This window comes from Aporhodopirellula aestuarii (genome assembly GCF_023701485.1).
GTDB lineage: Bacteria > Planctomycetota > Planctomycetia > Pirellulales > Pirellulaceae > Rhodopirellula > Rhodopirellula aestuarii.
In genome coordinates, this window is the sequence record NZ_JAMQBK010000001.1 from 52,447 (window position 1) to 65,307 (window position 12,861).

General features: G+C 58.5%; 9 protein-coding genes. 6 read left to right on the plus strand and 3 right to left on the minus strand.

Annotated elements, in window-relative coordinates; genetic code table 11:
- Positions 1-20 precede the first annotated feature (20 nt).
- The 4 genes from NB063_RS00200 (at position 21) to NB063_RS00215 (ending at position 4,587) form a co-directional block, all read left to right on the plus strand.
- Positions 21-1,442, plus strand: a complete 1,422-nt coding sequence (locus NB063_RS00200; protein ID WP_250926709.1) for a glucose-6-phosphate isomerase — start codon at positions 21-23, stop codon at positions 1,440-1,442.
- A 45-nt stretch (positions 1,443-1,487) separates the two neighbouring features.
- The gene (locus tag NB063_RS00205) at positions 1,488-3,041 is read left to right on the plus strand and encodes a Gfo/Idh/MocA family protein (protein ID WP_250926710.1); all 1,554 of its coding nucleotides are present in this window, start codon (positions 1,488-1,490) and stop codon (positions 3,039-3,041) included.
- Positions 3,041-4,132, plus strand: coding sequence for an S-methyl-5-thioribose-1-phosphate isomerase (gene mtnA, locus NB063_RS00210; RefSeq protein ID WP_250926711.1), 1,092 nt, complete (start codon positions 3,041-3,043; stop codon positions 4,130-4,132). The genes NB063_RS00205 and mtnA overlap by 1 nt, the downstream gene beginning before the upstream one ends.
- Before the next feature lie 104 nt (positions 4,133-4,236).
- Positions 4,237-4,587: a DoxX family protein gene (locus NB063_RS00215; RefSeq protein WP_250926712.1), complete on the plus strand. Its 351-nt coding sequence runs from the start codon at positions 4,237-4,239 to the stop codon at positions 4,585-4,587.
- Positions 4,588-4,615: 28 nt separating this feature from the next.
- On the opposite strand, the gene NB063_RS00220 is transcribed toward NB063_RS00215, so the two are convergent.
- The 3 genes from NB063_RS00220 to NB063_RS00230 all read right to left on the minus strand — a co-directional run bounded on the left by NB063_RS00220 (position 4,616) and on the right by NB063_RS00230 (position 9,579).
- A complete protein-coding gene (locus NB063_RS00220) occupies positions 4,616-5,302 on the minus strand; it encodes a hypothetical protein (protein ID WP_250926713.1) in 687 nt (228 codons plus the stop codon).
- A gap of 108 nt (positions 5,303-5,410) precedes the next feature.
- Positions 5,411-7,366, minus strand: a complete 1,956-nt coding sequence (locus NB063_RS00225) for a polyprenyl synthetase family protein (protein ID WP_407652512.1) — start codon at positions 7,364-7,366, stop codon at positions 5,411-5,413.
- Positions 7,367-7,371: 5 nt separating this feature from the next.
- A complete protein-coding gene (locus NB063_RS00230; protein WP_250926743.1) occupies positions 7,372-9,579 on the minus strand; it encodes a prenyltransferase/squalene oxidase repeat-containing protein in 2,208 nt (735 codons plus the stop codon).
- 367 nt (positions 9,580-9,946) lie between these two features.
- Between NB063_RS00230 and NB063_RS00235 the strand changes: the two genes are divergently transcribed.
- Together NB063_RS00235 and NB063_RS00240 are read left to right on the plus strand one after the other, a co-directional pair.
- Positions 9,947-11,014: a 3-deoxy-7-phosphoheptulonate synthase gene (locus tag NB063_RS00235; protein WP_250926744.1), complete on the plus strand. Its 1,068-nt coding sequence runs from the start codon at positions 9,947-9,949 to the stop codon at positions 11,012-11,014.
- 484 nt (positions 11,015-11,498) lie between these two features.
- Positions 11,499-12,197 (plus strand): metal-dependent hydrolase, encoded by a 699-nt coding sequence (locus NB063_RS00240; protein ID WP_250926714.1) that lies wholly within the window; start codon positions 11,499-11,501, stop codon positions 12,195-12,197.
- Positions 12,198-12,861: the final 664 nt, after the last annotated feature.

A 12,861-nucleotide genomic window follows, 5' to 3' on the forward strand; every position in this document is an offset into this window, starting at 1 on the left:
GACCGCAAGAGAGATCAATGATGAGCCTGCTGCGTTTTGACTCGGCGGGCGCGCTCAATGAATCACTCAGGCCCGATGAATCACTCGGGGAATCATCGCCGCCCCGCCCGAATGGTGTCTCGCGAGCGCAAATCGAGGCCCAGCGAGAGCCGCTAATGCGTCTTCAGAGCGAATTCCGGCACACCTCCGGGACCGGAATTCGTTGCGGTTTCGACCGCCCCGAACAATTGCTGATCGACTACGAGGCTCTCCGCGAAAAATCTTACCTGGGTAGGATTTTCCGGGTCGCCAACCGGTTGCACGATCATCTCGACGCAATCGGGGTAACCGGAGACCCGTCAGCGTTGCTTGGCCCTTCTGCACTGATGCAAGCGTGCTGCGAACCCTATCACAACGAGCTGTCCCGGGCGGAACGGGGCAGCAAGCCTCGTACGTATTTCGCAAACAGCACGGTCGAAAACGATTCGGTGGAAGGGATGCTGCGACGATTGGCGGTCTGCGATCCCGATTGCCAAGGGCCGGAATCTCGGTTTGCGGTCATCGCGGTGGATGCGATCGATGGGTACGAGGAAACATCGCGTCACGTATCGATCTCGCTTGGATTGCTCGCCGATCGACTGGCTAGGTCACTCGGTGAAGAACGGACGAAGTGGATGCCCAAACTGGTCGTTCCGGTGGTGAATGAAGCCGGACTGCTGAGAGATGCGGCGATCGAACTGGAGTGTTCGGAAATTTTTATCGGCAACGAAAAGATGGGTGGCCCGTTTGGGATTTATTCCGCCGCGACGTTGCTTCCGGCCGCTTTCCTCGGACTCGATTGCATTCAATTTCTAGTCGGCGCCGCCGCGATGAACGATCATTTCCTCGCCGCCGACTTTTCCGAAAACGCTGTCCTGCAATATGTCGCCACGCAGCGATTGTTGAAGGTCGCGTGTGGTAAACGCGAACGCCTGCTCAACATTTGGAATCCGGCACTCTGCGGGTGCGGGACATGGCATCGTCATTGGACGGATCGTGTACTCGGCCGGTCGCTGCGTTCGTCGACCGAATTACGTGGTGATTCCAGATGGGCGAATCAGCTTCGTGACGACGTCGTCGTGAACCAATTACTCGTCGAGTCGGTACGTACCGATCGCGTCGAAATCGCGAGGCGGCAGCCCGCCGGCGAACATGACGACGTAATGAAACTCGAGCCGCCTAAGAAGAAAAAGAAGACCCCCAAACCGGTCGTGCCGGCGATCCCGGATCTATTGAGCAAAGCGATCGAATTTTCACGACAATCGCTTCGCCATAGTGGTCATCCGTCAACGGAACTGATTCTTCCCAATCTCGAGACGCACACCTTGGGGCAACTATTCCAATTTTGGTGGCTGGCGGCGGAGATCGAGGCAAACTGGAACACTGGCGTTTGCGGCGGCGGTGTGCATAATACAGCGGTCTGATTTCCCACCTCTAGCTCCCCCTCCCCCCGCCTGCGAGTATCCCCAATGAAACGTTTGAATCGGCGTGAATTTTCCGTTTCCGCATCGGCCGCGACCCTGACTACCGGGTTGGCCCTTGGTGTCCACACGAGTGCCGCCGCGGCCACGGCCGGTTCGCCCAACGAAGCACTCGGCGTTGCGGTCTGCGGCGTCAACGGCCGCGGAATGTCTCACGTGACTGGTTTTCACAACGACCCGCGTTCGGTGATCCGCGTGCTGGTCGACGTGGACGCGAAAGTCGGTGAATCGCAGGCCGATAAAGTAGAAAAGATGCAGGGTAGCCGCCCTCGGGTCGTTCGCGACGTCCGCGAAATCCTCGAGTCAGACGATATCGACATCGTCACTTGTGCGACGCCCAATCACTGGCACGCGATGATCGCGGTGTGGGCGATGCAAGCGGGCAAGGACGTTTACATCGAAAAACCGATCAGCCACAACATTCACGAAGGTCGCGCGTTGGTCGCCGCGGCGAAGAAGTACGGGCGGATGTTCCAAACGGGAACGCAGTGCCGCAGCAGCCTCGCGTGCATTGATGCGATGAAGTTCATCGCCGACGGCGGAATCGGTGAAGTCAAGCTTGCTCGCGGATTGTGCTACAAACGCCGCAAGTCGATCGGTCCTCTCGGTGATTACCCAGTGCCCGACGGCGTCGACTTCAACCTGTGGAGCGGCCCAGCGTCCTACACCGATCCGAAGGTCACCCGCCAGAAGTTCCATTACGATTGGCACTGGCAGCGTCACTACGGAAACGGCGACTCGGGAAATCAAGGACCACACCAAACCGATATCGCCCGCTGGGGTCTCGGCCTCGAACGTCACCCCAATTCGATCCTCACCTACGGCGGCCGATTGGGTTATCAAGCCGAACGGAAAGATCCGAATTACGTCGATGCCGGTGACACCGCAAACACACAAGTGTCGATTTACGATTACGGCGACAAAACGATCGTCTTTGAAACTCGCGGCTTGAGTGTCGATAATTCAGCTGACACGGAACTCAATGAATTGTTCGGTTCAAATCGCGGCAACAAGATCGGCGTGGTTTTCTACGGCAGCGAAGGATACGTCGTCCAGGGTCCCAATTACACGACTTGCCGCGCGTTTGATCTCAACAAAAAGGAAACTCGCGCGTTCACGCATAATGCACGGACGAGTGGCCAGCTCAACGACGTTCACATGAGCAACTTCCTCGACGCCGTCGTCGCGCGAGACAGTTCAATCTTGAACGCAGATGCCCGCTGCGGTCACCTTTCCGCGGCGATCGCTCACCTGGGCAACACGTCCTACTATCTCGGTCAAGAAAACCGTGTGGCTCCGAATGTGATTGCCGAAGCGGTTGAGAAGTTCTCATCACTCGATGATGACACCACGACGCTGCGTCGAACGCTGCGACACCTCCGTGACAACGGTGTCGATCCAGAATCGGAGCAACTGTCGCTCGGTCCCCAATTGAATTTCGATCCGGAAGCGGAACGGTATCTCGGCAACGATGACGCCAATGCGATGCTGACGCGTGAGTACCGCGAAGGATTCGAAGTGCCTGCCGCGGAAGCGGTTTAATGTCAGCAGACGCTGAAACGATTCGCTACCACGCCGCGACGGAAAACTCCGCCGCGGCGGTCGATCTAATCGACCAAACACGTTTGCCGGCCGAAACCGTGCGGCTGGTTTGTTCGACGTTGCCTGAACTGCATGACGCGATCGTGCGGTTGGTCGTGCGGGGTGCACCGGCGATCGGAATTGCGGCCGCCTACGGCGTGACGCTCGCTCCGATCGACGCAAACGCGAGCCCCGCAGAAGTCCGCCAGAGCTACTACGAAGCGATCGATTACCTCGCCACGAGCCGCCCGACGGCAGTGAATCTGTTCTGGGCACTGGACCGGATGCGGGGCATCGTTGACGCTGCCACGGACGACGCGATCGGCAACCTTGCACAACGACTCGCTGACGAAGCGATTGCGATCCACGAAGAAGATCGCGAGATGTGTCGATCGATGGGGCGTCATGGCTCAGCTTTATTGACGAAATGTCAAACGGTGCTCACTCACTGCAACACGGGCGGTTTGGCGACTTCGATGTATGGCACTGCGTTGGCGCCCATTTATTTCCTGCATGAAAAGGGACACACACTCAACGTCTACGCCGATGAAACACGTCCGTTGATGCAAGGTGCACGACTGACGGCGTGGGAACTCGCGCAAGCCGGTGTGCCGGTGACGGTTTGCACCGATTCGATGGCGGGCGGTTTGATGCGTGACGGCAAAGTCGACGCGGTCATCGTTGGATCTGATCGGATCGCCGCCAACGGCGATGTGGCCAACAAGATCGGAACCTACCCGCTGTCCGTGCTGGCCCGTTATCACAACGTGCCGTTCTACGTCGTCGCCCCGACCAACACGTTTGACCTCGAACTTGCGTCGGGAGATTTGATCCCGATCGAACAGCGTGGCGAAGACGAAATGCGTTACACGCTTGGCGCGGAATCAAATATTCACGCCAACGGCAGGATGGCGGTGCCACGCGAAGCCGCGGTAATCAACCCGGCCTTTGACGTCACGCCGGCGGAACTGGTAACCGCGATCGTGACCGAACTCGGCGTGATCGAGAGCCCGAATGTGGAAAGGGTGCGGCAGCATTTCGCCGCGTCGTAGCCTGATCCCCTTGCACAGGAACCGGCGAGCCCACACACTCAGACTTTCCCTGACGGTTGCCACTTCGACGACCGCAAACGCTCGTTGCGAGAGGGTCTCTCCACATGACCGATCTTCTCCCGTCGCAGATGTTTGGCTGGGCCGTCACCGCGATGGTCGCAGCGATGGCAATCGGGAGCGCGGCGGTAAAGCTGCTCAATCTGCCAGGGATGAACGCCAAGTGGAATCGGCAGCTGCAGATGCCTGATTCGATGCGGGTATGGGCGGCGGTGCTCGAAATCACGGCGGCCCTCTGCTTTCTCCTGCCCTCGACCGCTCAGGTCGGCGGAGTGCTGTTGACGGCCTACCTCGGCGGAGCCATCGCATTGCACTTGCGGGTTCGAGCGTTCGAGTTTGCCGTTTACGCGAGCGTCATGATCGCATTGATTTGGGGCGCGATCTCGCTGCGAATCTGATCCGAAGCCATGGCTTGCGCGTCAATCGCTATCGGACAATTTCGATCAGTTCAATCGCGGGTTGGTCGTTGCAGCGGATCAGCGCGGTGCGTCCGTAGACCGTTTCGCCGGGGGCGGTTTTGAGTAGGGAAGCCAGCGCGACACCGGGCGTCACTTTCCACAACTGATAACGCTCAACCGATCGCAAGACGTTGTGCTTGATCAAGACTCGGCCCAACGGAATCTCGCCGCTCGCGATCTCCAGCCAAACCTCGCGTCCCAGCGCTGCCGGGTCCAACCGCACGAGTCCGTACTGCACGACTTTGCGAGTCTTCTGCGTCACCAGAGTGATTTCCCGCGAATACTTCACCGTTCGTTCGGCGATCGCCAACCGTGCGTCGGTCTTCAGCAGCGGATCGTTCTGCCAAACCGATTCGCCGCTATTCAGAATGCTGCGACTCCGGTGCACGACCACATCCACTTCGTCCTTATGAAAGACTTCCAACGTCACCGTCATGTGGCTGTGGTGATCAAGTAGCTGGCTGTAAATCGGCGGGCACTCGGTGACTTCCTCGAACGTGGCTAACGTCGACGCCGACGCATAGAACTCAGCGAGCAAGGATGCAATGTTGACCTGATGACGACCGCGTTGAGGCTCAGCCGCCGAGATGGTTTTGTCTGACATGATGACTTGCGAGCTGGTGGGAGATCCGTCGGCGGTTTCGAGCCACGCCATCGGTGACTGGCGTTTCTACGAATTCAGGATCATCGAGGCGGGAATCGTGTCGGGCGGGGCCAACAATCACGTAATGCGAAACGGCATTTAATGCAAAACGGGCACTTGCTATGCGACCGGCGCGGCGATGGACAATTGGATCGTATTGGGAGTCGGCATTTCAGGGCGTTCGAGAACCGTATCGACGAGGAAGTAGAACAGCCTTCGGAGCGGTTCGGATTCCAATTCGTCGGCGACCTGTTCCGCCCTGGCTTGGTGTTTGTCGACCAATTGTAGGGAAAGATCAAACACTCCCGCCTTGCGATACAAACGGCCAGCGGTCGACAAGCGTTCGGATACCGACATCTCGCAATCATCCGCCGCGATCTGGAGCAGCGTTTCTTGATCGTCGGCGTCGAGATGTTGCAGCGCCAAGGCCCATAACAAAGTCGGTCGACCGGCAATCACGTCGGCACCGGCGCTGAGCTTGTTCGAATCATCACCGATCCAATCGTTCAAGTCGTTAATGATCTGGAAAGCGACACCGAGATTGCGTGAGAATCGCCGAATCGGCTCGACGAGTCCCTCCGCATCTCCCGCCATTCGCACACCGCTGTACAGAGCGGCTTCAAACGCGGGAGAGGTTTTCAACGCGTAGATTTTCAGTGCATCGATCGGTTGCAAACGGCGATCTTTCGCGTCTCGCCACAACAACTCGGCGCCCTGTCCTTCGGACAATCGGACGTGAGCGGCGGCCAGCGAATCGAGCAAATCGACTCGTGTCGCGGCCTCGACGTCATCACCCAGCATGTTGCGACTGAGCAAACGGTAGCCGAGACCGATCATGTAGTCGCCGACATTGATCGCCGATGCGACGCCGAACCGATGATGGACGGCGGGTTGGCCATATCGGTAAGCGTCGTCGTCTTCGATGTCGTCGTGAACCAGACTGGCCTTGTGGAACGTTTCGATGCTGAGTGCGGCGCGGCGGACGGCGTCCGGGATCGCCGCGGCTTTGGATTCGCCTTCACCACAGGTTGCTTCACCACCCATCATCGCATCGTATGCGGCCAAGGTGATGAACGGACGCGAGTGCTTGCCGCCCCTGGCGAGAAAGTCGTAGGCAATCGCTTCGGTCGCGGCGATCGGATCAACCCCTTCGAGGTGCTCCGGCCGAATCGCATCGTCGGAGTAATCAGGTACCTCGCCATTGAGTCGCTCGACCGCCCCGTTCACGCCCGCTTCGAGCGAAACGGAATCTCGCCGCGGTGCCGCGATAAGTGGCGAATTCGGATCTGGCAAACCGATCCCGCGCATCGGCGGAGCGAGGCGATGCAACGTGTCACGCCCGAACAGGCTGCCGGCGGCACGCATTAAATGGACGTAACTGCGGGTCTGCGTTGCCGCGGGGACATAGGGCGTGCGGATCATTTCCTCCACCCACGATTCGTCAACTTTGGTGTTGCGGCAGTCGCTCGAAAGCAACGGCACCGCCATGCATGGAATGCCCGCCAGCAAAACTTTGTCAATCGCTTTTTCGAGCACGTTCAAACACGCCACGCCGACAACCGCGTCGACGTATCCGCCGACAATAATTTTCAAGACCACCGGCGAGCCTTCGGCGACGAGTACGCGATAGCCCATGTCCTCGGCGACGCTGCGGAAGTCCGCGATGCTGCAGGCGCCGCACTGCTTACAATTCATTCCGAATTGGTCGTAGTCGGCCGGGCAACCTTCGGCATGCTTCAGACAGTGTGGCAACAGGAACAGACGTCGTTCCGGTGGCACGGTCGAGAGCTGGTTTCGCCAAAACGCACTGCTGATGTTGACCATCGTCCAGCCCAGCAAACCTTCGGGCAGGTCAGCTTCTTCGAGCATCCGACGTGCGACCTGTTCCATCTCGTCTTTGGTTAACGGATGATCGTGATCGAGCCGGTCGGCGACTTCGCGACAACGATCCCGCAAACTTTCTCGCATCGCGAGTGTTTCGGGAACATCTTTGAGATGGCTGGTGTTGCGGCGATTACGTCGGGTCGCGGTGCTGCGATTCGAATCGGTGCGCGTTGAGGGGAGTCCGGTCGACAAAATGTTTACCTAGGGAGAGTCGTCTCGGGTCGGGAAATGGTGTCATCCAAACCGGCAACGCGGCCCAGGGCGGCCGTCGTGAAGATCAATGGATAAAGTCGTTCGTGATACCACAGTTTGGCGAAATAAAATCCGATCGGCCAAGCGACTTCTAATCGCCCGACACGAGCAGCCCGAATCAGCCACTGTGAGCCAGCCAGTATAGCGACTCGTGTCCGCCGAGTCAGGGAAGGAGCGTCGGAGGCGATTTCGCAATTTTCGGTCAATTCATTGGTGTTCAAACGATGCCAAAGGCTCGCGAGGGCTTCGACAGCGAGAGCGGTCTCTTCCACGCTACTAATGCCCAACGCCCCCACCTCACCTTCCTCCGATCGAACCTCGGCATGGGGCAGCGTCGCGGTGTTGCCCCCGGCGATCTCGGGCACGGTCGTTTCGCGTCCGATTGCAGGCGATTGCTCGTTGGAACCCCGCTCAGCGTCAACCCGCTCGCTGCCATTTGAACGATTCTGCGAATTTACGGATGTCCAGTACCGCGAAACCGAGTCGCCACCGCCCCATCCGCCGTCTTCGTTTTGGGCGTTGACCAGATACTCGATCCCCCGCAACACCGCCGATTTCTCGAATTGGGGGTGAATGTCAACGAGTACTTTGGCGGTGCCGTAAATCGGATTGTCTTCCTCGACGCGATCCTGATTGCCAAACCACAGCGGCACCCAAGACCCATCCGAACGCTGCGATTTGCGAAGAAACTTGAGCCCGCCCTCGATCGCCCCCTCGCTCTTCGGACACGAGGGCAACTCAGCCAACGCCCGTATCGCGTGTGCCGTCAGGTCGGTGCTGCTGCGGTCAAACGGCAGTTTTCCCCAACCTCGACAAAACGTCGGCCAACCCCCATCGCGGTTCTGCAGACCGAGCAACCATGACTTGCCAGCGGCCGACGCGGTGTCGATTTTCTCGACATGCTTTTCTTTCAAATGATCGCGTAATTTCGCTAGCGCCAACAACGCACCGGGTGTGTCGTCGGCATCGGGAACGGCGCCGGATAAATCGGTCCATCCCCATCCGCCAGGGTCCGCGCCCGTAAAAGAATGCCGGCGGGTGTGCTGACATGACAAGATCCAGTCAACGAGTTGCTCGTTGCACCATTCTCGGCCGTCAGCCGGATCACACGCCAACGCCGCGACCGACAGCGAAGTCACCCAGGTGGCCAAATTGGTGTCGATCGGCCAGCTGCCTTCAGGGGTAATCGACTGCTCGAGAAATTTCAGGCCCAGTTCAATGACCTGGGCTCGCGCATCAGCCGCAGGACTAGGACTCGCCGCCGATGACGACGACGCGTCCACCAACGACATGACAACGAACGCGGTCAAGGGCGTCGCTTCGAGGTAACCGCCGCTATCGGGCTGCATTCGCCTGAGCACATTCAATGTCGGATTGATCGCCGACTTTCGCACCCAAGACCATGGTGGCAGGCACCCCGACCGGAGAAACTTGGCTTGCCCAATCGCCACGAGCGCGGGCACCGCGTAACTGACCACTGGCATCCCGAGAAATCGATACATCGATTGCGGAAACACCGCGGCTTCGAAAGGCAACGCGGCGACTTCGGACCACGGCACGCAGCCCGCGATCGCGAGATTGTTCAAAATAGGAACAACAAACGTTTTATCTTTCCCGTATCGTCTGCGGAGCGTGGGGATCCCTCCGGCCTCGTCGAGGTACCGACGCAATCGTTCGGTGCCGTCTTCGTTTGCCCCGTCGCTGGGGCCTGCATCATCGCCGTGGCCTGCGCCATCGCTGCGTGAGGCGGTGTTTGACGGCGTCCGATCCGCAGCGTCCGGGCTGGAAGACGCTGCGTCGACGCGTTTGGCGAGCGTCTTTGCCGCCAAGACGAGGTAGCTCGTCGCGATGTTTGAGTGGCTCAGGTCGGTGTCGCCAAAACCGCCGTCCGCGTTCTGCTGGGTATCAATCCATTTCACTCCGCGGCGGATCAGATCGAGATATCGCTCGCGCCGCTCGCCGGGCGGCATCCGCTCGCAGGCGACGCTGAGGGCACTGATGGCGGTCGCGGAGCTGAGCGCTGATGCGGATAATTGCCCTGTCCAATGGGATTCCTCACCACGATCGTCCAACAATTGGCGACGCAGTTGAGCGAGCGTTTGACGAAGATCGTCGCGGAAATCGGCGGCGTGGGGCGCGTTGTCTACGGGCACGTTGTCGTCGGTCGGGTGGGTAAGAAAGGCAATGCAGGAAACATCACCCGGCAGGATCTCGCCGAGAGATCGTACAGCACAGGACACCGGCAAGATGCCCAATCGTAACCGATTCCCGCACCGGATCGACGGTTTTCGCGATCAAATTCGTCACCGATCGGCCGATTGGTCGGATCGTGCGGGCGCGTCCCCGCAAAAGAACACTGATAATAAAGAGGGCACCACAAAGGTGGGGTTATCCGCGTTTTGCCCCTCCTTGGCGGGACGCCTTTTTGTCGCTCGGCGTCGCCTACCCGGTTGTTTTTTTACGTTGATCAACGATAGTCGAGAATATTGTTACCCTCCCGCAATCCTCGTAGACAACGCGATGACCGAAAAGACTCAATCTCCGGCAACTGACGACCTCCGAATCCGCGAAATGAAACCGCTGATGCCGCCGCGAGAACTGATGGGAGAAATCCCTGTTTCACCGGAGGTCGCCGAAACCGTCGCGAGCGCACGCAACGGAATCCGCCGTGTTTTGAACGAAGAAGACGACCGTCTCGTGGTCGTCATCGGACCGTGCTCGATCCACGACCCCGATGCCGCACTCGAATACGCTGAGCTGCTCGCCGCCCAACAACAGAAATACGCCGATCAGTTGCTGATCGTGATGCGTGTTTATTTCGAAAAACCACGCACCACCGTTGGATGGAAGGGGCTGATCAACGACCCCGGGCTCGACGACAGCTTTGAAATCAATCGCGGCCTCCGCACCGCCCGCGGCCTGTTGCGTGACATCAACGCGATGGGACTGCCCACCGGAACCGAATTCCTCGACTTGATCAGTCCCCAATACATCGCCGACCTCGTCGGTTGGGGCGCCATCGGCGCGAGAACCACTGAAAGCCAAGGGCACCGCGAACTTGCCTCGGGGCTGTCCTGCCCGGTCGGCTTCAAGAACGGAACGAGCGGCAACGTCCAGATCGCAGTCGATGCGATTTGCTCGGCGCAACGCCCTCACCACTTCCTCTCGGTCACCAAAGAGGGAACCTCGGCGATTTTCGCGACGACGGGTAATAGCGACTGCCACGTGATCATGCGCGGCGGCCTGCACACGAATTACGACGCCGCGAGTATCGACTCGGCTTCCGAGTTGCTCAGCAAAGCGAACTTGCCGTCGCGTATCATGATCGACACCAGCCACGCGAATAGTTGCAAGAAACACACCCGACAACGTTACGTTTGCCGTGACATCTGTAGCCAAGTTGGCGACGGAGACATGCGTATCATGGGTGTGATGATCGAGAGCAACCTCGTCGAAGGCAAACAAAGCCTCGGTAAAGGCGAACTCGTTCGCGGCCAAAGTGTCACCGATGCCTGTATCGGCTGGGACGAAACACTGCTGATTCTCCAAGACCTCAGTGACGCCGTCGAAGCCCGTCGAAACGCCTAACGGTTCGGCAGGAGACACTGAACCGGATCGGCCGCGTACTCGCATCACCGCGTGGGTGCCCGATCGAAACGAGCACTTTGTCCATCATTCAAATGTGGCAGGGACCGGGACGGGCCGTGCCGCCCCGCTAACCTTATTAGCGGCAGGTCCTAGCCCGCCGGATCAGGCAGCCCTCCAACGAGCTTGAACAAAACGTTCGCGTCCAATCGCTACAAAGCCCCAACGCGTGATGAGATTGTTAACGTCTCGTTGCTGTCTCCGTCTTGGCAATGATCGACTTCGCAATTTGCTGGCGGAGATGCGGCAATTCGACTCGCATCTTGCAAAGACACGCAAGAACGTTGACGAATCGCAGTCTTCTGCTGACGACACGTTTTTTAACCGGCTTGGAATATTCCACTCCATGCGTCACGATATCCGCTCGCGGGCGCAATGATGGCTCCGTGACAAATCGTATTCCCGTGGAGAAATCCGGAGAGATCTCGTGAGCATCGCACTGACTTGGCTATCCCACGCTACTTGGTTAATCGAAGTCGACTCGCACCGAGTCCTTCTTGATCCGTTCTTGAACGATAACCCGACCGCCGAAGTGACGGCGGATTCGCTCGACTCGATCTCGCACGTACTGGTTTCCCACGGTCACTCGGACCACATCGCAGACGCTGAGTCGATCGCCCGCAAGAACCAATCCACGATTATCTCGAACTTCGAAATCGCGCAGTGGTTCACCGCCAAAGGGTTCGGGCAAGACGACCTACCTGAACCGATCGGGATGAACACCGGCGGACAAATCCAACTTCCGTTTGGAAACCTGAAAATGGTGCCCGCGTTGCATTCGAGCAGCCTCCCCGACGGCAGCTACGGAGGCAATCCGATCGGATTCGTGCTCTCCTCGGGCAAACAAAGCGTGTATTTCGCCTGCGACACGGCTTATTACACCGACATGCGACACTACGCTCACGGCGTGGACGTAGCGATCTTGCCGATCGGTGACCTGTACACGATGGGCATCGACGACTCGATCCAAGCGATTCGAGTGATCGAACCCCGCATCGCCCTGCCGACTCATTACGGCACATGGCCACCCATCGCCCAAAACCCAAACGCCTGGGCACGCAAGGTTCGCGAGAACACCATTTCCAAACCGATCGTCTTGGGCATTGGCGAACGATACGAAGTCTAACAATGCTGTTGGTCAGCGTTATATCGGCATTGAAATTGGTGGTGAGACCGGACGGCTTGCGCCGTTCCGCTACGTCTTTTAGCGGCAGGGCGCAAGCCCTCCGGTTCAGGCCCCCCAAGTTCAGATGAGACAAAACATCGCGGGCGTTACTTGCTATTCGGAGTCTCAGAAAGGCCTTGAAGTGATGAGTGTGGCCGTTCGCTCCGCGAACGAGCGTTTCCGTAAACTTCGTTTGCGGGGGACATTGATTTAATGACTGCGCAATTTCAAAAATAGCGGAACGGCGCGAGCCGTCCGGTCCCGAGTCACCGGACGGCTCGCGCCGTTCCGCTAAAAAAGCACTAAAACAATCAACTTTCCCCGGCGAATAGATTCACAGCCAAGGGAGACTCAGCGACGTGAGCGGCGACCACTCCCATACGTTCGCCAGAACGTGGTCCACCTACAGCGTTTTGTCCCAACCGGCTTTTGCGGTTCTCAGGTAGCGGAATTTGCCAGGACTTTCAACGAACATTCAACACACACGCCGACCACTCGACTTCAACACCGCAGAGTCAAGGCGGGATAGCACCTAACGCAGCGGTGATACTTTGCACAACAAACATCGTGAATCGGCAGTCAAAGGTAGGAACCTTCGCCAGCAGGTGGGTCCCCGGCGTTTCCC